This is a genomic window from Streptomyces liliiviolaceus (genome assembly GCF_018070025.1).
Lineage (GTDB): Bacteria > Actinomycetota > Actinomycetes > Streptomycetales > Streptomycetaceae > Streptomyces > Streptomyces liliiviolaceus.
Map to the genome: position 1 here is coordinate 2,437,642 of NZ_JAGPYQ010000001.1, position 19,589 is coordinate 2,457,230.

The 19,589-nt window shown below is 70.2% G+C and carries 17 protein-coding genes; 14 read left to right on the forward strand and 3 right to left on the reverse strand.

Features of this window, described 5'->3' with window-relative positions; all coding sequences use genetic code 11:
- Positions 1–8: 8 nt before the first annotated feature.
- On the reverse strand, positions 9–863 hold the full coding sequence (locus J8N05_RS10730; protein ID WP_210882198.1) for a helix-turn-helix domain-containing protein: 855 nt from the start codon (positions 861–863) through the stop codon (positions 9–11).
- A 161-nt stretch (positions 864–1,024) separates the two neighbouring features.
- On the opposite strand from J8N05_RS10730, the gene J8N05_RS10735 reads away from it, so the two are divergent.
- From J8N05_RS10735 to J8N05_RS10745, 3 genes are all read left to right on the forward strand, one after another.
- Positions 1,025–1,489 (forward strand): ATP-binding protein, encoded by a 465-nt coding sequence (locus tag J8N05_RS10735; RefSeq protein WP_210882199.1) that lies wholly within the window; start codon positions 1,025–1,027, stop codon positions 1,487–1,489.
- A 314-nt stretch (positions 1,490–1,803) separates the two neighbouring features.
- Entirely contained in the window at positions 1,804–3,186 is a 1,383-nt protein-coding gene (locus tag J8N05_RS10740; RefSeq protein ID WP_210882201.1) for a nitrate/nitrite transporter, read from the forward strand.
- A 177-nt stretch (positions 3,187–3,363) separates the two neighbouring features.
- Positions 3,364–4,584: a uroporphyrinogen-III synthase gene (locus J8N05_RS10745; RefSeq protein ID WP_210890123.1), complete on the forward strand. Its 1,221-nt coding sequence runs from the start codon at positions 3,364–3,366 to the stop codon at positions 4,582–4,584.
- 66 nt (positions 4,585–4,650) lie between these two features.
- On the opposite strand, the gene J8N05_RS10750 is transcribed toward J8N05_RS10745, so the two are convergent.
- Complete coding sequence (locus J8N05_RS10750) at positions 4,651–5,205, reverse strand: anthrone oxygenase family protein (protein WP_247706225.1); 555 nt, start codon at positions 5,203–5,205, stop codon at positions 4,651–4,653.
- 310 nt (positions 5,206–5,515) lie between these two features.
- Here J8N05_RS10750 and J8N05_RS10755 point away from each other — a divergent pair, with 310 nt between their 5' ends.
- From J8N05_RS10755 to J8N05_RS10780, 6 genes are all read left to right on the forward strand, one after another.
- Complete coding sequence (locus J8N05_RS10755; RefSeq protein ID WP_210882203.1) at positions 5,516–6,109, forward strand: CGNR zinc finger domain-containing protein; 594 nt, start codon at positions 5,516–5,518, stop codon at positions 6,107–6,109.
- Between the two features lie 217 nt (positions 6,110–6,326).
- Positions 6,327–6,848, forward strand: coding sequence for a sigma-70 family RNA polymerase sigma factor (locus J8N05_RS10760; protein ID WP_010039908.1), 522 nt, complete (start codon positions 6,327–6,329; stop codon positions 6,846–6,848).
- 38 nt (positions 6,849–6,886) lie between these two features.
- Positions 6,887–7,660 carry an anti-sigma factor family protein gene (locus J8N05_RS10765; protein ID WP_210882205.1) on the forward strand — a complete coding sequence of 258 codons (774 nt, stop codon included), beginning with the start codon at positions 6,887–6,889 and terminating at the stop codon, positions 7,658–7,660.
- Positions 7,661–7,802: 142 nt separating this feature from the next.
- Positions 7,803–10,322: a HelD family protein gene (locus tag J8N05_RS10770; RefSeq protein WP_247706226.1), complete on the forward strand. Its 2,520-nt coding sequence runs from the start codon at positions 7,803–7,805 to the stop codon at positions 10,320–10,322.
- Between the two features lie 496 nt (positions 10,323–10,818).
- Complete coding sequence (locus tag J8N05_RS10775) at positions 10,819–12,234, forward strand: NAD-dependent malic enzyme (RefSeq protein ID WP_210882207.1); 1,416 nt, start codon at positions 10,819–10,821, stop codon at positions 12,232–12,234.
- Positions 12,235–13,081: 847 nt separating this feature from the next.
- Positions 13,082–13,363 (forward strand): HU family DNA-binding protein, encoded by a 282-nt coding sequence (locus tag J8N05_RS10780; protein WP_007382399.1) that lies wholly within the window; start codon positions 13,082–13,084, stop codon positions 13,361–13,363.
- A 107-nt stretch (positions 13,364–13,470) separates the two neighbouring features.
- Here J8N05_RS10780 and murA read toward each other — a convergent pair whose 3' ends face one another.
- Positions 13,471–14,817, reverse strand: a complete 1,347-nt coding sequence (murA, locus tag J8N05_RS10785) for a UDP-N-acetylglucosamine 1-carboxyvinyltransferase (protein ID WP_210882209.1) — start codon at positions 14,815–14,817, stop codon at positions 13,471–13,473.
- Between the two features lie 251 nt (positions 14,818–15,068).
- On the opposite strand from murA, the gene J8N05_RS10790 reads away from it, so the two are divergent.
- The 5 genes from J8N05_RS10790 (at position 15,069) to J8N05_RS10810 (ending at position 19,589) form a co-directional block, all read left to right on the forward strand.
- The gene (locus J8N05_RS10790) at positions 15,069–15,641 is read left to right on the forward strand and encodes a YqgE/AlgH family protein (protein WP_210882211.1); all 573 of its coding nucleotides are present in this window, start codon (positions 15,069–15,071) and stop codon (positions 15,639–15,641) included.
- Between the two features lie 29 nt (positions 15,642–15,670).
- A complete protein-coding gene (locus tag J8N05_RS10795; protein ID WP_189775099.1) occupies positions 15,671–15,982 on the forward strand; it encodes a DUF3039 domain-containing protein in 312 nt (103 codons plus the stop codon).
- A 360-nt stretch (positions 15,983–16,342) separates the two neighbouring features.
- On the forward strand, positions 16,343–17,656 hold the full coding sequence (locus tag J8N05_RS10800) for an extracellular solute-binding protein (RefSeq protein ID WP_210882213.1): 1,314 nt from the start codon (positions 16,343–16,345) through the stop codon (positions 17,654–17,656).
- A 5-nt stretch (positions 17,657–17,661) separates the two neighbouring features.
- The gene (locus tag J8N05_RS10805; RefSeq protein ID WP_407699968.1) at positions 17,662–18,702 is read left to right on the forward strand and encodes a carbohydrate ABC transporter permease; all 1,041 of its coding nucleotides are present in this window, start codon (positions 17,662–17,664) and stop codon (positions 18,700–18,702) included.
- Positions 18,703–18,740: 38 nt separating this feature from the next.
- Positions 18,741–19,589, forward strand: coding sequence for a carbohydrate ABC transporter permease (locus tag J8N05_RS10810; protein ID WP_210882215.1), 849 nt, complete (start codon positions 18,741–18,743; stop codon positions 19,587–19,589).

The window sequence follows — 19,589 nt, forward strand, 5'->3', positions numbered from 1 at the left end:
GGTCCCTCTCACGTGTCCTGGATGAGGCGGTGGATGAAATCCCGCGACTTGGCGGGACTCAGTGCGCACGACTCCATCCGGTCCAGGACGGCACGGTATTTACTCAGTTGCGCCTCGCCGTCGAGGAATTCGCAGGCACCGTGGTGTGAGTCCAACTGGATGGTGTCGAGCTGCGGAACAGGGCCGTCGAGGTAGTCGAACGACTGCCCCGTGGTCGGGAAGCGGTCCGTGCCGAAGGGCACCACTCCGAGGGTGACATGGGCCAGCTCGCTCATCTCGATCAGATGCTTGAGCTGGGCGCGGGCCACTGCGGGACCGCCGAAGCCCATGCGGAGCGCCGACTCGTGAATGATCGCCGCGTACGGGGGCGGGTTCTCCCGGTGCAGGATGCCCTGCCGCTTGATGCGGAACGTGAGGCGGTGCTCGACCTCGTACTGCCGCATGGGCGGGGCCACTTGTTGGAAGAGCGATCGTGCGTGGTCCGTCGTCTGCAGCAGGGCCGGAATGTGGATGATCAGCGCCACGCGCAGGCCGGTCGCGTGGTGCTCAAGCTCTGCCAGGTCGATCAGCGCGGCGGTCAGGTGCTCGCGGTATTCCTCCCACCATCCGCGGGCGCGGCGCCCGGTCATCGCGGCCAGCGCGTCGACGAGCCGGTCGTCCGAGCAGGCGTACGCGCGGGCCATGGAGCGGACCTTGTCGGCGCTGACGGGCGTACGGCCGGTCTCGATCATGCTGACGCGTGCCTGGTTGACGCCGAGCAGTCCGGCGGCACCGGTGGCGGTCAATCCGGCCCGTTCGCGAAGTTTGCGCAGCTCGGCACCGAACCTTCGCTGTCTCAGCGTCGGATTACTGGTGGGCGGCAAAGCGCTTCCTTACCTGGCCGTGGCATGGGTCCCTCTCCCTCACACGAGTGAAGCATGGATGCTTCTGTATAGAAAGGTTAGATCCATCTAACCGCCTGCTCTACGGTTGTCCTGCATCGCCAGCGGAAGTGCACCCAACCCCTCTCTTTTCGGAGGCACCCATGGTCACCGTAGCCCCGCCCGACACCTGGACGTACGCCCTTCGGTTGCCCCATGACCCCCGTGCCGCCCGCGTCGCGCGCATGACCGTGCGGGCCGCCCTCCACGGGCACGGAATGGCCGAAACCCTCGATGTCGTCGAGCTGTTGACGTCCGAACTCGTCACCAATGCCTACCGGCACACCAGAGGGCCCGCCTCCCTGCGGCTGACCGCGCTGGGCGACGGGCGTCTGCGCGTGGGTGTGTGGGACAGCAGCCCCCACGTCCCGGCGCCCTTCGACGAGCCTCCCGGGGGCCGGGGCGCGAAGAGCGCCACGATCCGCCCGATCGCATCGACCCCCGTCGACTCCGAGAGCGGGCGCGGGCTCTTCCTCGTACAGCAGTGCGCGACCTCGTGGGGCGGCTGGTCCCTGGGGAGCGGCCTGCTCGGACGCGGCGCCGGGAAACTGCTGTGGTTCGAGGTCTGAGGGGACCCCCTGGCAGACCCCCTGAGCAGACCTCCTGAGTGGGCCTCCTGGGCAGACCTCCTGAGTGGATCTCCTGTGTCCCTCTGCGCACCCCAGGGACCCCCCTATGCGCACCCCTGTCCGGTAACCCCTGTCCGCCCCCTGTTCACACCCCCCGATCAAGCCCCCCGTGTCACCCTCGATGGCAAACCCTCACCACGCCCCCCGCCCGAGGGTGAGAGCAACGTTCCCCCGTGGTCACTCGCAGGTACAGAGCGGAAACGAGTCGTCCCTACCTTCGGAGATACCACCCGGAGAGATCGTGGAGGCGTGAGATGACAGCCCCGAGCAGCAGCATCACGACGCGCAAGGGGGGCCGCTGGATCGAGCAGTGGGACCCGGAGGACGAGACGTTCTGGAAGGAGACGGGGGAGAAGGTCGCCCACCGGAACCTCTTCTTCTCCGTACTCTCCGAGCACATCGGGTTCTCGATCTGGACCCTCTGGTCGGTCATGGTGCTCTTCATGGGGCCCGAGTACGGGCTGACCCCCGCCGACAAGTTCTTCATCATCTCGATGGCCACGCTGGTCGGCGCCATCGTCCGGGTGCCCTACACCTTCGCCGTCGCCCGCTTCGGTGGCCGGAACTGGACCATCATCGCGGCGAGCATGCTGCTCGTCCCGACGATCGCCGCCTTCGTGGTGATGGAGCCCGGGACGTCCTTCGGCACCTTCCTCGTGTGCGCCATGCTCGCCGGGGTCGGCGGAGGCAACTTCGCCTCCTCCATGACCAACATCAACTCCTTCTTCCCGCTGCGGAAGAAGGGCTGGGCGCTCGGGCTCAACGCCGGCGGCGGCAACATCGGCGTGCCCGTCGTGCAGCTCATCGGGCTCGCCGTCATCGGGGCCAACGGCGGACCGCGGCTGCTGCTCGGGATCTACATCCCGCTCATCGTCGTCGCGGCCGTGCTCGGCGCCCTCTACATGGACAACATCACGTCCGTGAAGAACGACACCGGCGCCGCCAAGGAGGCCGTGAAGGACCCGCACACCTGGATCATGTCCTTCCTCTACATCGGGACGTTCGGGTCGTTCATCGGCTACAGCTTCGCCTTCGGTCTGGTGCTCCAGACACAGTTCGGGCGTACGCCGCTGGAGTCGGCGTACGTCACCTTCATCGGACCGCTCCTCGGCTCGCTGATCCGGCCCGTGGGCGGCTGGCTCGCCGACAAGTACGGCGGCGCCCGCATCACCCTGTGGAACTTCGTCGGCATGGGCGCCGCGACCGCCGTCATCGTGGTCGCCTCCATGGAGGAGTCCCTCGCCCTGTTCACCACCGCGTTCATCGTGCTGTTCGTGCTGAGCGGGCTCGGCAACGGCTCCACGTACAAGATGATCCCCGGCATCTTCCAGGCCAAGGCCGCCGCCAAGGGGCTCACCGGCGAGGAGGCCGCGTCGTACGGGCGGCGGCTCTCCGGGGCCTCGATGGGGCTCATCGGGGCCGTGGGCGCGGTCGGCGGGCTCGGTATCAACCTCGCCTTCCGGCAGTCCTTCCTCAGCGTCGGGTCCGGCACTGGGGCCTTCGTCGCCTTCCTCGCCTTCTACGGCGCCTGCTTCGCGGTCACCTGGGCCGTATACCTTCGCCGCCCCGCCGCCTCCGGGTCGACCGTCACGACCGCGTCGGAGGCGAAGACGCAGCTCAGCTACGCCGAGGTGTAACCCGGCACACGGCCCGACACGTGACGTAACACGGGCGACATCAGGCGGAACCGAGCCTGTCACGCATGATTGACAGGCTCGGTCGTCCGTCGTGAGGCGGGTAGGCGGGGCGCCCCAACCCAGCGGGTGACGCGGACGAACACCACTCCAGCGGGACGAGAGCCATCCATGCCATCCATGTACGAGGAATCGCAGCAACCGGAACCGCAGCAGCCGGAATCGCAGCAACCGGACCGGACACAGCAGCCACCCGGCCGGCCCGACCAGCAGGACCACGGGCCGCTCGCGGGATTCACCGTCGGTGTCACCGCCGCCCGCCGCGCCGACGAACTCGGCGCCCTGCTCCAGCGGCGCGGAGCCGCCGTCCTGCACGCCCCCGCCCTGCGGATCGTGCCGCTCGCCGACGACAGCGAACTGCTGGCGGCGACCAAGCAGCTGCTCGACCAGGCGCCGGACATCGTCGTCGCCACCACCGCGATCGGGTTCCGCGGCTGGGTCGAGGCCGCCGACGGCTGGGGCCTCGGGGAGCAACTGCTCGACGTGCTCCGAAGCGTCGAGCTGCTCGCCCGCGGACCCAAGGTCAAAGGTGCGGTACGCGCCCAAGGGCTGACCGAGGAATGGTCCCCGTCCTCCGAATCCATGGCCGAAGTGCTCGACCGGCTCCTGGACGAAGGGGTCGACGGTCGTCGTATCGCGGTCCAGCTGCACGGCGAACCGCTGCCCGGTTTCGTCGAGTCGCTGCGGGCCGCGGGCGCCGAGGTCGTCGGCGTTCCCGTCTACCGGTGGATGGCCCCCGAGGACATCGGGCCCCTGGACCGGCTGCTCGACGCCACGGTCGGCCGCGGCCTGGACGCGCTGACCTTCACCAGCGCCCCGGCCGCCGCCTCCCTGCTGAACCGCGCCGACGACCGCGGGCTGCTGCCCGAACTGCTCGCCGCCCTCAACCACGACGTGCTGCCCGCCTGCGTCGGCCCGGTCACCGCGCTGCCGTTGCAGGCCAGGGGCGTCGACACGGTCCAGCCGGAACGCTTCCGGCTCGGCCCCCTCGTACAGGTGCTGTGCAAGGAACTGCCCTCCCGCGCGCGGACCCTGCCGATCGCCGGGCACCGGGTGGAGATCCGCGGGCACGCGGTGCTGGTGGACGACGCGCTGCGGCCCGTACCGCCCGCCGGGATGTCGCTGATGCGCGCCCTGTCCCGGCGGCCCGGCTGGGTGGTGGCCCGCGCCGAACTGCTGCGGGCGCTGCCCGGCGCCGGCAAGGACGAGCACGCCGTGGAGACCGCGATGGCCCGGCTGCGCACGGCACTGGGCACTCCCAAACTCATCCAGACCGTCGTCAAGCGCGGCTACCGGCTGGCGCTGGACCCGGCCGCCGACTCCAAATACGCCGACGTCTGACACGCACGCCCATCCCTGGCGAGTACGCCTGCGTCTGACACGTACCTCTACGTCTGACACGTACGCCTATCCCTGGTGCCCCGGTCGACCGTGGCGGCCGTACAGCGTAAGCGCCCGTGCCAGCAGGCCCAGCGCGAGCGTGCACAGCGCGGCCCGTACGACGTTCCAGGCCACCCACGGGTCCTCGAACTCCTCGCGCACGGACGCCGGGTCGGCCGTCGTCGCCGGATCCCCGGCGTCCATGAGGGCGTCGTTCAGCGGGATGTTCACGGCGACGGTGAACAGGAACGCCAGCCCGTACGCGACGAGCGCCCCGAAGACCCACCCGCGCACCCGCGGTGAGCCGCGCAACTGCCAGGCACAGACCGCCGTCAGCAGCAGCGCGCCGAGGAAGCTCAGGAAGAACACCGGGTTCTGGATGGCGTCGTTGATGTTCTGCATGACCTCGACGTACACCCGGTCGTCGCTGCGGGCCAGCGCCGGCATGATGCTGCACGCGAACGCGTAGAACAGCCCGGCGATCAGCCCCATGGCCACCGTGGCCGCGATCAGCACACCTCCGGCGGACCCGCCCCGTTTCCCGCCGCTCTCCACCGTCTTGTTCCCCGTGTCGGTCGTCATGCCGTCGAGTCAAGCGCCGGGCGGTACCCGGACGACATGGTTCGGACGCGCACCGGCATAAGCGGACGTCCAACGCCCGCCCGGTGCGGGGCCGGTGGCCGGGAGGCGCGGGCGGGTACGGAGCGGCGTGGGGCTTCACGCCGCGCGCGGGGGAAGGCACTGTAGGAGTACGAGCCCTGCGCGGCCCCCTCAAGGGCCCCGCGCGGCCCTCTCACGCACCCCCACCCCACGAACTCCCGCGAACTCCCACGACCTCCCGCGATCCCTCACCGGCCCCTCCTGGCGGCAACCCCAAGGCGGTGACAGGCACATGGCACTGGGCACGGCCACGGCCCCGTACGAGCTGCGGTTCGACTCCGGGCGGATCTGTCTCGATCTCCTGGCGACCACGCACCCCGAGGAACGGCTCGACTCGGCCGAGCCGCTACGGGCCTGGATCACCGGATCCGGACTCGTCCCGGCGGGCACGCCCCTCGCGTCGGCCGACTCCTCCTGGATCATGGACTTCCGTGAACTACGCGGCCATATAGGACAGTTGGTGCGCCAGGAGCCGTCCCGGGACGCGCGGCCCTTCGCCGTCGCGCTGGCCCGGGTCAACGAACTCGCCCGCGCCGCACCGCCCGTACCCTTGGCGGTGTGGGACGCGGGCGGCTCGCTCGTACGCGCCCTGTGCTCCCCGCCGACCTGCGCGGCGCTCCTCGCGGCGGTCGCCCGTGACACGGTGGAGCTCCTCACGGATCCGGCGGCCCGCGCGAGCATCCGGCAGTGTGAGGGAGACAACTGCCCCATCGTCTACCTGGATACGTCCAGAGGGCGTCGTCGCAGGTGGTGCTCCAGTGAGGTGTGCGGAAACCGTGAGCGGGTGGCCAGGCACCGGCGCAGAGCAGCCCTCGCACGGGCTTAGGATCTGCCGTGGATCCCTCGTGAAGCACTTGTGGAGCAGATGAGGAGGAGAAATCCTCACGGTCCCCACAAAGAATTCCATTCACTTTGAACAGCGCAACGCCCGCACCCGTATCCGGAGATGAGCGACCGACTGGGGGATCCCCCGGACACCGGAGGTAGGCGTGCGCAAGGATTCCGCCGTGGCCGATGAACGATCGCCGAGGGCCCGACATCGCATGTCCCAGCCCTCGGAACCCGACGAGGAGCTGATGCGTGCGCTGTACCGGGAACACGCGGGGCCCCTGCTCGCCTATGTGCTGCGGCTGGTCGCCGGGGACCGGCAGCGGGCGGAGGACGTCGTGCAGGAGACGCTCATCCGCGCGTGGAAGAACGCCGGTCAGCTCAACCGAGCGACTGGTTCGGTACGCCCCTGGCTGGTGACGGTCGCTCGGCGCATCGTCATCGACGGGCACCGCAGCCGGCAGGCCCGGCCGCAGGAGGTGGACCCGTCGCCGCTGGAGGTCATTCCCGCGGAGGACGAGATCGACAAGGCGTTGTGGCTGATGACACTCTCTGACGCGCTCGACGACCTGACCCCCGCCCACCGGGAGGTACTGGTCGAGACGTACTTCAAGGGGCGTACCGTAAACGAGGCCGCCGAAACCCTGGGGATACCCAGCGGCACGGTGCGCTCACGGGTGTTCTATGCCCTGCGTTCGATGAAGCTCGCACTGGAGGAGCGGGGGGTGACGGCATGAGCACATACGGGGGATACGGAACGGGTAGTCCTGGACCCATGCAAAGTTCGCAAGGGCAGGGCGATCTGCACGAGACGGTAGGGGCCTACGCGCTGGGCATCCTCGACGACGCCGAAGCCACCGAGTTCGAGGCGCATCTCGCCACCTGCGAGTGGTGCGGGCAGCAGCTCGACGAACTCGCGGGCATGGAGCCGATGCTCGCGGCCCTCGCGGATCTGCCGGGTACGCGGGGCACACCGGCCATCGGCGAGACACTGGCCGTCCGCCCGAGCCCACAGCTCTCCGACCGGCTGGTCGGCGAAGTGGTCGAGCGGCGCGTCAAGGCCAAGAAGAGCCGGCGCCTGTTCTTCGGGCTCGCCGCCTCGCTGATCATCGGCGGCCCGATCGCCGCGATCGCGGCCACCGGCGGCGGTGACACCGCGCAGGAGGCCAAGCCCCTGGCGTCGGTCAGCCCCGCCAAGCAGGTGTTCACCGACATGAAGGACAAGGTCCAGGCCACGGACGCGACCACTCAGGTCAACGCCGCGGTCGGCATGGAGAGCAAGCCGTACGGCACGGGTGTCGCCCTGCAGCTGAAGAACGTCAAGGGCCCGCAGAAGTGCTCCCTGGTCGCCGTCAGCAAGAGCGGCGAGCGGGAGACGGCGACCACCTGGACCGTCCCGAAGTGGGGCTACGGAATCAAGGGCGCCGCCACCGAGCTGGCGAGGAACCCGCTCTACCTCCAGGGCGCCGTGGCGATGAGCGACGCCGACATCGACCACTTCGAGGTCGTCACCTTCGACGGCGACAAACTGGTCGAGGTCGACGCGTGAGCCGGCCGGCGGAGTCGTCCGCGGGTCGGCGGGAAAGCCGGCGCGAAGCCGACCGGTAAGTGGATCAAGAGCGGAAACGTAGCCCGACGGGCTCCCCTTCGCGTACGGTTGACGGCTGCCATGCACGTCAGAAGGGGGCCCGGTGGCCGCTCAGGTTCAGCAGGAAATGGCGCTCGATCCGGTAGGCGACTCCGTACGCGACCGGGAGATCGGCGTCGAACAGGAACACCTCGACCGGGTGTACCAGCGTCTTGAGGAAAAGATCCACGAGGCGGAGTTCCTGATGAACGACGCCGCCCAGCGCGGCCAGGTCGGTACGCCCGGGGCACTCGCGGAGCGCGACGCGCAGGTGTTCCGGGCGGGGATCCATCTCAACCGCCTGAACAACGAGTTCGAGGACTTCCTCTTCGGAAGGATCGACCTCCTCCAGGGCAAGGACGGCAAGAAGGGCCCGGACGGCGCGTACACGGCGGTGGAACCCGCCGAGGGAGCCGTCCGCCCCGACAACACCGCCGACATCGCGGAGACCCTCCACATCGGCCGCATCGGCGTCCTGGACGCCGAGTACGCGCCGCTGGTCATCGACTGGCGGGCCCCCGCGGCGGCGCCCTTCTACCGCTCCACCCCGGTCGACCCCGGCCGGGTCGTACGCCGCCGGGTCATCCGCTCCAAGGGCCGCAAGGTCCTCGGGGTCGAGGACGACCTGATGCGCCCGGAGCTCAAGGCCACCCTCGCCGGGAACGAACTCCCGGTGATCGGCGACGGCGCCCTGATGGCCGCCCTGGGCCAGGCCCGCAGCCACACCATGCGCGACATCGTCGCCTCCATCCAGGCCGAGCAGGACCTGGTCATCCGGGCCCCCGCCGCGTCCGTCACGTACGTGGAGGGCGGCCCCGGCACCGGCAAGACCGCGGTGGCCCTGCACCGGGCCGCCTACCTGCTCTACCAGGACCGCAGACGGTACGCGGGCGGCATCCTGATCGTCTCGCCCACGCCCCTGCTGGTCGCGTACACCGAGGGCGTCCTGCCGTCCCTCGGCGAGGAGGGCCAGGTCGCCATCCGCGCGGTCGGCTCCCTGGTCGACGGCGCCGAGGCCACCCAGTACGACGCACCCGCCGTCGCCCGTGCCAAGGGCTCGTACCGGATGCTCAAGGTGCTGCGGCAGGCGGCGCGCGGGGCACTGGAGACGCCGGGCGCGCCCGGCGGGAACAGCGCCTCCGCCCCGGCCGGGCAGCACTCGTCCGGACAGCCTTCGTCCGGACAGGTCTCGTCCGGACAGCTCTCGTTCGGCGACGAGGGTGAGGACGGCGAGGAGGGCGACGGGACCGGTACGCGGGCCCCCGCCGTCACGCCCACCCGGCTCCGTGTCGTCGCCTTCGGGCGCCGGCTGGAACTGGAGGCGCCCGAGCTGGACCGCATCCGCAGCAACGCGCTCTCCGGGACCGCGCCCGTGAACCTGCTGCGCCCGCGCGCCCGCAAGCTGCTGCTCGACGCCCTCTGGTCGCGCTCCGGCGCCGGATCCCGGCACACCGACCCCGAGCTGGCCGCCGAACTGCGCTCGTCGTTCGACGAGGACGTCAGCTCCGAGGACGACTTCATCGCCTTCCTCGACGCCTGGTGGCCCGAGCTGACCCCGCGCGCCGTCCTGGCGGCGATGGCCGACGAGCGGCGCCTCGGGCGCTGGGCGCGGCGGATCCTCAACCCCGGCGAGGTGCGCCGGGTGGCCCGCTCCCTCAAGCGCGACGGGCTCTCCGTGCACGACGTGGCCATGCTCGACGAACTGGAGGCGATCGTCGGCACCCCGACCCGCCCCCGCAAGAAGCGCGACCTCGACCCCCTCGACCAGCTGACGGGCCTGGAGGAGCTCATGCCCCAGCGCGAGGAGACACAGCGCGAGCGGGCCGAACGGCTGGCCCAGGAGCGTACGGAGTACGCGCACGTCATCGTCGACGAGGCGCAGGACCTCACGCCCATGCAGTGGCGCATGATCGGCCGCCGCGGCCGGCACGCCACCTGGACGGTCGTCGGCGACCCCGCCCAGTCGTCCTGGTCGCACCCCGACGAGGCCGCCGAGGCCCGTGACGAGGCCCTCGGCAGCCGCCCGCGCCGCCGCTTCACGCTCACCGTGAACTACCGCAACCCGGCCGAGATCGCCTCGCTCGCCGCCAAGGTGCTGGCGCTCGCCATGCCCGGCTCCGAGTCGCCGCGCGCGGTCCGCTCGACGGGCGTGCAGCCCCGGTTCGTCACGGCGGTGCCTGCGGCGGGCTCGGCGGGCGGTGCGACGGGCGGCGCCGCGGGCGGTCAGGGCTCCGGAGGCGCGCGGGAGGCCCTGTCGAAGACCGTGCGGGAGGAGGCCGCCCGGCTGCTCGACCAGGTCGACGGCACGGTCGGCGTCGTCGTCGCCATGAACCGGCGCGGCGAGGCCGCACGCTGGCTCGCCGGGCTCGGCGACCGCGTGGTGGCCCTCGGCAGCCTGGAGGCCAAGGGCCTGGAGTACGACGCCACGGTGGTCGTCTCGCCCGCGGAGATCGCCGACGAGTCGCCGGCCGGGCTGCGGGTCCTGTACGTGGCCCTGACCCGGGCCACCCAGCAGCTCACCATCGTCTCGGCGGCCCGCGACGAGCCGGACGCGGACGGGGTACCGGATCTGCTGCGGGACTGAGCGGGGCTGCCGAGGGACTGAGCGGGGCTGAGAGGGACTGCCGAGGGGCTGGGCGGGCGTGAGCGGACCTGTTCCGGACCGGGGCCCGTGAATCGCGGGGCCCGTCCCGGTGAACCGCCGGGCCCGTCCGCGTAAAGCTTCCCTGTGAACCCACGGTGCGGGAATTGCCTTACGGGGATCGTTTGTTACCTTTGACGTGACACCGGCCCGATCCAAGCCCCCGGGCCCAACCTTCGTCGCTACGAGCGACCACTTGCCGCGAGGCGAGCATGGCGGGTCGGTGTCATTGAACGTCAGCGACTGCAGCAGTCGTACGGCAGAGGTCCACGTCACCCGGTGACGTGGACCTCTTTCGTGGTGAACAAAAGGTTCGCAATCCGGGGCGGCTACCACGTACTCCGCGGTAGGTGCGACGATCGGACGGCAAACCCGCGAACCAGCAGTACTAGTACTCGCAGCACTAGCAGTACTTCGGTGAAAGCAGAGGAAGTCGGCCATGGCAACGGCGCCCAGCGTCTCCTACTCGATCACGGTCCGGTTGGAGGTGCCCGCGAGCGGAACCGCGGTCTCCCAGATCACCACCGCCGTGGAGTCCAGCGGAGGCTCGGTGACCGGCCTCGACGTGACGGCCTCCGGCCACGAGAAGCTCCGTATCGACGTCACCATCGCGGCGTCCTCCACGAAGCACTCGGAAGAGATCGTCGAGCAGCTGCGCGGCATCGAGGACGTCACGCTCGGCAAGGTCTCCGACCGTACGTTCCTGATGCACCTCGGCGGCAAGATCGAGATGGCGTCCAAGCACCCCATCCGCAACCGTGACGACCTCTCGATGATCTACACGCCCGGTGTGGCCCGGGTCTGCATGGCGATCGCCGAGAACCCCGAGGACGCCCGCCGTCTGACCATCAAGCGCAACTCGGTGGCGGTCGTCACCGACGGCTCGGCGGTGCTGGGCCTCGGCAACATCGGCCCGAAGGCCGCCCTGCCGGTGATGGAGGGCAAGGCCGCGCTCTTCAAGCGGTTCGCCGGGATCGACGCCTGGCCGCTGTGCCTGGACACGCAGGACACCGACGCGATCGTGGAGATCGTCAAGGCGATCGCCCCCGGCTTCGCGGGCATCAACCTGGAGGACATCTCCGCCCCGCGCTGCTTCGAGATCGAGGCCCGTCTGCGCGAGGCCCTGGACATCCCCGTCTTCCACGACGACCAGCACGGCACGGCGATCGTCGTCCTCGCCTCGCTCACGAACGCGCTGCGCGTGACCGGCAAGTCCATCGGCGACATCCGCGTCGTCATGTCGGGCGCGGGCGCGGCCGGTACGGCCATCCTGAAACTGCTGCTCGCCGCGGGCGTCAAGCACGCCGTCGTGGCCGACATCCACGGTGTCGTGCACGCGGGCCGCGAGGACCTGGTGAAGGCCGCCGAGGACTCGCCGCTGCGGTGGATCGCCGACAACACCAACCCCGAGGGCGTCACGGGCACGCTCAAGCAGGCCGTGCGCGGCGCGGACGTCTTCATCGGCGTCTCCGCCCCGAACGTGCTGGACGGCGACGACGTGGCCGCCATGGCCGACGGCGCGATCGTCTTCGCGCTCGCGAACCCCGACCCCGAGGTCGACCCGGGTGTCGCCCGGCAGACCGCGGCGGTCGTGGCCACCGGTCGCTCGGACTTCCCGAACCAGATCAACAACGTGCTGGTCTTCCCGGGTGTCTTCCGCGGGCTCCTGGACGCGCAGTCCCGCACGGTCAACACCGAGATGATGCTTGCGGCCGCAACGGCGCTGGCGGAGGTCGTGACCGAGGACGAGCTCAACGCGAACTACATCATTCCCAGCGTCTTCAACGACAAGGTCGCGGGGGCGGTGGCGGGGGCGGTCCGCGACGCGGCGAAGGCGGCGGGCGTCACGGTCTGAGCCCCCGTCCCACCGTCCCGGGGGCTCCGCCCCCAGCCCCCTCGTAGTTCCGTCTGCGGGCCCGGTGGGGGCTGGTCGCGCAGTTCCCCGCGCCCCTGAAGGGCGGGGCTGCGCCCCGGGCCCTCGTATCGCGCTTGCGCGCACGGGCCGGGAGTTTCGTCTGCGGGCCCGGTGGGGGCTGGTCGCGCAGTTCCCCGCGCCCCTGAAGGGCGGGGCTGCGCCCCGGGCCCTGCATCGCGCTTGCGCGCGGGGGGTGGAAGCTTTGTCTGCGGGCTCGGTGGGGGCTGGTCGCGCAGTTCCTCGCGCCCCTGAAGGGCGGGCTGCGCCCTCGCCCTCAAACACCGGTCGGCCTGAAAGGCAGGGGCGCAGCCCCGCCTTCCAGGGGCGCGGGGAACTGCGCGGCCCGCCCCCACCGGGCCGCGGACGAAGGTCGGCGTCGTGGGGGTTCGGGGCGGAGCCCCGTAGAGGTGGCCGCTGTGACGGTCACCACCCCGCGCCCAAACCGGCGCGTCGCCGGACACAGGGCGCAAGCCCGCCTCTAGGGTGGCGGCCATGGCTCGGTCCCTGCGGGCCCACCAGGCCCTCACCGGCCCTGCGGTCCGCTGCCGGGAGCGGACGGAGCGTCACCATTTCGAGGCCGTGGCGCTTTTCGTGTGACTCTCAGGGGTGCCGGATTGGCTTTCCCGCCGCAGGTGGGGGCAGGATGCGTCTTCGGGCGCGAGGGTCCGGCCACGGACCCGGGTCCGGGGACCGCCGAGGACCCTGGCAGCATCGGCTTCGACGTGCCCGATATGCGGCTCCGCCGCGTGGCACGCCTCAACGGCAAGAAGAACACGGGAGTAACAACATGAACCGCAGTGAGCTGGTGGCCGCCCTGGCCGACCGTGCCGAGGTGACCCGCAAGGACGCAGACGCCGTTCTGGCCGCCTTCGCCGAGACCGTCGGTGAGATCGTCGCCAAGGGCGACGAGAAGGTCACCATCCCCGGTTTCCTGACCTTCGAGCGCACCCACCGTGCCGCTCGTACCGCTCGCAACCCGCAGACCGGTGACCCGATCCAGATCCCGGCCGGCTACAGCGTCAAGGTCTCCGCGGGCAGCAAGCTCAAGGAAGCCGCCAAGGGCAAGTAAGCGCTTAGCGCTTCGCTGAGAACGCTGATGGGGCGGCACCCGGACTCCGGGTGCCGCCCCATCGTGGTTCGCTGAAAGACGGCCTCGGACGCCGGCCGGGCCGATCGTCAGCCGAGCGCCTTGCCCGGCAGCTCCACCTTCGCGCCCAGCTCGATCAGCTTCTCCATGAAGTTCTCGTAGCCGCGGTTGATCAGGTCGATGCCGTGCACCCGGGACGTGCCCTGGGCCGCCAGCGCCGCGATGAGGTACGAGAAGCCGCCGCGCAGGTCGGGGATGACCAGATCGGCGCCCTGGAGCTTGGTGGGGCCCGACACGACCGCCGAGTGCAGGAAGTTGCGCTGGCCGAAACGGCAGCGCGAGCCGCCCAGGCACTCGCGGTAGAGCTGGATGTGCGCGCCCATCTGGTTCAGCGCCGAGGTGAAGCCGAGACGGGACTCGTACACCGTCTCGTGGACGATGGAGAGGCCGGTGGCCTGCGTGAGGGCGACCACGAGGGGCTGCTGCCAGTCGGTCTGGAAGCCCGGGTGGACGTCCGTCTCCAGCGCGATCGACTTGAGCTGGCCGCCGGGGTGCCAGAAGCGGATGCCCTCGTCGTCGATCTCGAAGGCGCCGCCGACCTTCCGGTAGGTGTTGAGGAACGTCATCATCGAGCGCTGCTGGGCGCCGCGGACGTAGATGTTGCCTTCGGTCGCCAGGGCCGCGGAAGCCCACGAGGCGGCCTCCAGGCGGTCCGGCAGGGCCGCGTGGGTGTAACCGCCGAGCTTGTCGACGCCCGTGACGCGGATGGTGCGGTCGGTGTCCATCGCGATGATCGCGCCCATTTTCTGCAGGACGCAGATCAGGTCCTCGATCTCCGGCTCGACCGCCGCGTTCGACAGCTCCGTGACGCCCTCCGCGAGGACGGCCGTCAGCAGCACCTGCTCGGTCGCGCCGACGGACGGGTACGGCAGCTCGATCTTCGTGCCGCGCAGCCGCTGCGGAGCCTCCAGGTACTGGCCGTCCGCGCGCTTCTCGATCGTCGCGCCGAACTGCCGCAGCACCTCGAAGTGGAAGTCGATCGGCCGGCCGCCGATGTCGCAGCCGCCGAGGCCCGGGATGAACGCGTGGCCGAGGCGGTGCAGCAGCGGGCCGCACAGCAGGATCGGGATGCGCGACGAACCCGCGTGGGCGTCGATGTCCGCGACGTTGGCGCTCTCCACGTGCGACGGGTCCATGATGAGCTCGCCCGGCTCCTCACCCGGACGGACCGTCACCCCGTGCAGCTGCAGCAGTCCGCGTACGACCCGCACGTCGCGGATGTCCGGGACGTTGCGCAGCCGGCTCGGAGCACTGCCGAGCAGTGCGGCAACCATGGCCTTCGGTACGAGGTTCTTCGCACCGCGGACACGGATCTCACCCTCCAGCGGGGTTCCGCCGTGGACAAGGAGTACGTCGTCTGAGCCGTTGACGGTCATGTATCTCGCGTTCCGATTGGTGGGACAGAGGCGAAGAAGCAAGGGTAATGGCCGCCCACCCCCCTTCTGTAAGCCCGAGGGGCTCTCAGGCACGTCATAGCTTTGCCACAACACGAACCGTGCCTAATCGGACACGTGGGGTCACCGGCCCCGTCGTGCGCTCCACCTGCACCCCTGCGCCCTGAGCTGCATTCACGTGGTTACGGGTATTGCCTCCCCGTGCGCGGGGAAGATGCGGGATCATGTCACGCATGACCGAGGTGTCCTCGCTCACAGGGCGGCTGCTCGTGGCCACACCCGCCCTGGCGGACCCCAACTTCGACCGCGCGGTGGTGCTGCTCCTCGACCACGACGAGGAGGGCTCGCTGGGCGTCGTCCTCAACCGCCCGACCCCCGTGGACGTGGGCGACATCCTCGCGGGCTGGGCGGAACTGGCGGGGGAGCCCGGGGTCGTCTTCCAGGGCGGCCCGGTCTCCCTGGACTCCGCGCTCGGCGTGGCGGTGATCCCGGGCGGCGCCTCCGGGGAGCGCGCGCCGCTCGGCTGGCGCCGGGTGCACGGCGCGATCGGGCTCGTGGACCTGGAGGCCCCGCCGGAGCTGCTCGCCTCGGCGCTCGGCTCCCTGCGGATCTTCGCGGGGTACGCGGGCTGGGGGCCGGGACAGCTGGAGGACGAACTGGGCGAGGGCGCCTGGTACGTCGTCGAGTCCGAGCCCGGCGACGTCTCCTCGCCCGCTCCGGAACGGCTGTGGCGCGAGGTGCTGCGCCGTCAGCGCAACGAACTGGCGATGGTGGCCACGTATCCGGACGACCCTTCGCTCAACTGATGTCCTCCGCCTTCAGTACTCTTGCGTTTATGAGCACTCTTGAGCCTGAGACCCAGCCCCAGCGAGGCACTGGGACGGGAACCCTCGTAGAGCCGACGCCGCAGACGTCGCACGGCGACGGGGACCACGAGCGCTTCGCCCACTACGTCCAGAAGGACAAGATCATGGCGAGCGCGCTCGACGGTACGCCCGTCGTCGCACTCTGCGGCAAGGTGTGGGTCCCGGGCCGGGACCCGAAGAAGTACCCCGTGTGCCCCATGTGCAAGGAGATCTACGAGTCCATGGGCGCCGGCGGCGACGACGGCAAGGGCGGCGGCAAGGGCAAGGACGGCGGCAAGTAGCGCCGTCATGGCCTTAGCGGTCTCCCGCACCCTCCGCGCCCCGCGACGCCGTGGGGCGCACTCCCGCGGCGCGCGGTGCGCCGCGCGGACCGCGTACGACGGAGTAAGGCCGCGGTGCCCCGGTGCGGGGCGCCGCGGCTCTGTCGTGTCCGGCTGACCGGCGGGGCTCCGGGCGCGGTCGGCGTATGCGGCGTATCCGGGGCCTTTGTCCAGGGCGCCCGTTGCACGGAGTGCTTCTGCCGGTCACAGAGTGGTTGAGACCTCTTGTGGGCATGTTCATGTACTCCATAGCCTCCCGGGTGTTGTGCAGCGCAAAACCACCATTGCAGATGCTGCAACGCGCCCCCGGAGGACGCCCCCATGAAGCTCGCACCCCTCTCCGCCCGTATGGCCGCCCCGATCGCCGCCCTCGTCGTCGCCGGGCTCACGGCGACCGCCTGCGCCCCTGAGTCGTCCGACAACTCCGGTGGCAAGGACGAGAAGAGCGGCACCCTGCGGGTGTGGCTCTTCCAGGAGGTCGCCAACGCGCCGAAGGAGAAGGTGGTCGACGGTGTCGTCACCGCCTTCGAGAAGGCCCACAAGGGCACGAAGGTCGACGTCCAGTACATCCCCGTCGAGACCCGCGCCGAGAAGATCAAGGCCGCCTTCAACGACCCCAAGAGCGCGCCCGACCTCATCGAGTACGGCAACACGGACACCGCCGGTTACGTCAAGGACGGCGGACTCGCGGACGTCAGCGAGGAGTTCACGGACTGGAGCGAGTCCAAGGACACCGACCCGACCGCCAAGCAGTCCGTCACGGTCGACGGCAAGATCTACGGAGCCCCGTACTTCGTCGGCGTCCGCGCCCTTTACTACCGCACCGACATCTTCGAGGACCTGGACCTCGAAGTGCCCAAGACGCAAGCCGAGCTGATCAGCACGGCCAAGAAGATCCGGCAGGCGAAGCCGGACCTGTACGGGCTCGCGGTCGGCGGCGCCTACACGTACGGCGCGATGCCGTTCATCTGGTCCAACGGCGGTGAACTCGCCGAGGGCAAGGGCGGCTCGTACGCCTCGACCATCGACAGCGCCGAGGCCCAGAAGGGCATCAAGGCCTACACCTCGCTCTTCGGCGACGACAACTGTCCGGCCGCCAAGTGCGCGGGCATGGGCGGCAACGACACCGTCACCGCGTTCGCCTCCGGCAAGGCCGGCATGGCCATCGGCGGCGACTTCAGCCACGCGGCGATCGAGGCGGGCAAGGTCAAGGGCAAGTACAAGGTCGTCCCGCTGCCCGGCGTGGAGTCCGGTGAGATCGCCCCCGCCTTCGCGGGCGGCAACAACCTCGGCGTGCTCAACAGCACCACCCACCGCACCCTCGCCGTCGACCTGATGGAACAGCTCGCGTCGAAGAAGACGCAGGGCGCGCTCTTCGACGCGATGGGCTTCCTGCCGACGTTCACGGACGTGCGCCAGGACGTCGCCAAGCGCGAACCGTTCGTCGAGCCCTTCGTGAAGACCCTCGGCTCCGGCGCCAAGTTCGTCCCCGCCTCACCCGCCTGGTCGCAGATCGACGCGTCCCTGGTCCTGCCGACGATGTTCCAGGAGGTCGTCAGCGGACGTAAGGTCGTGGAGGCCGCTTCCAAGGACGCGGCCAAGAAGATGAACGACGCGTTCAGCTCCGCCGGATGAGCCGGATGACCGACCGGCCGCTCGCGGTGTCCGCCCCGGGGGCCGCCCCGGGGGCCGCCCCCGGGCCGGCCCCGGCCGCCGGACCCGCCGTGCGGGAGTCGCCGGCCGGGAACGCCACGAAGGCGCCCCGGCCGGGCCGCCGCCCCGCGACGGGCCGCAGATCCCCGCTCGCCCGCGGCGGCTGGACGCCCTGGCTCTACCTCGCCCCCGCGCTCGTCGTCATCGGCGGCCTGCTCGTCTACCCCGTCTACCAGCTCGGCCTGATCTCGTTCCTGGAGTACACCCAGGCGCAGGTCAGCGGCGGCGAGCCGACGTCCTTCCAGGGCTTCGGGAACTACGCGACGCTCTTCCGCGACGAGCAGTTCTGGCAAGTGCTGCTCGCCACCGTGGTGTTCGCGTCGGCGTGCGTCGTGTCGACCCTCGCGGTCGGCTGCGCGCTCGCGGTCCTCCTGACACGTGTCCGTGCCGTCCCCCGGCTCGCCCTGATGCTGGCCGCGCTCGGCGCCTGGGCGACCCCCGCGGTCACCGGGTCCACGGTGTGGCTGCTCCTGTTCGACCCCGACTTCGGCCCCGTCAACCGGGCCCTGGGGCTCGGCGACCACTCCTGGACGTACGGCCGCTACAGCGCCTTCGCCCTCGTCCTGCTCGAAGTCGTCTGGTGCTCCTTCCCGTTCGTGATGGTCACCGTGTACGCCGGGATCCGCGCCGTGCCCTCAGAGGTCCTGGAGGCCGCCTCCCTGGACGGCGCCTCCCAGTGGCGGATCTGGCGCTCGGTGCTCGCGCCGATGCTCCGCCCGATCCTCGTGGTCGTCACCATCCAGTCGGTCATCTGGGACTTCAAGGTCTTCACCCAGATCTACGTCATGACGAACGGCGGCGGCATCGCGGGCCAGAACCTCGTCCTGAACGTGTACGCGTATCAAAAGGCCTTCGCGTCCTCCCAGTACGGCCTCGGGTCGGCGATCGGAGTGGTGATGCTGCTGATTCTGCTGGCGGTCACGCTCGTATATCTGAGGCTGCTGCGAAGGCAGGGGGAAGAGCTGTGAGTTCCGTGACGTCCGGGCATTCCGCGCGGACCGGATTCGTGCGAAATCTCGTACGCCGTTCCGTGCGACGGCCGTGGCGGCTGGCCGCCGAGGTCTCGGCGCTGCTGATCGCGGCGGTCGTCGCATTCCCCCTCTACTGGATGGTGCTCAGCGCCTTCAAACCGGCCGGGGAGATCGAGTCGAGCGAGCCGCGGCCCTGGACGCTCTCCCCGTCGCTGGATTCCTTCCGGCGCGTCTTCGGGCAGCAGGAATTCGGCCGTTACTTCCTCAACAGTCTTGTCGTCGCGGTCACCGTCGTCGCCGTCTCGGCGCTCATCGCGTTTCTCGCCGCGACCGCCGTGACACGATTCCGCTTCCGCTTCCGGACCACCCTGCTGATCATGTTCCTGGTCGCCCAGATGGTGCCCGTCGAGGCACTGACGATCCCCCTCTTCTTCCAGATGCGGGACTTCGGTCAGCTCAACACCCTGGGCGCGCTGATCCTGCCGCACATCGCCTTCTCACTGCCCTTCGCGATCTGGATGCTGCGGGGCTTCGTGAAGGCCGTCCCCGAGGCACTGGAGGAGGCCGCCCACATCGACGGGGCGAGCCGGACGCGGTTCCTGTGGCAGATCCTTTTCCCGCTGGTCTTTCCCGGGCTCGTCGCCACCAGCGTGTTCTCGTTCATCTCCGCCTGGAACGACTTCCTGTTCGCCAAATCGTTCATCATCAGCGACACCTCGCAGTCCACGCTGCCGATGGCCCTCCTCGTCTTCTACAAGCCCGACGACCCGGACTGGGGCGGCGTGATGGCCGGTTCCACCGTGATGACGATTCCCGTGCTGATCTTCTTCGTACTCGTACAGCGGCGCCTGGTCTCCGGACTCGGCGGCGCGGTGAAGGACTGA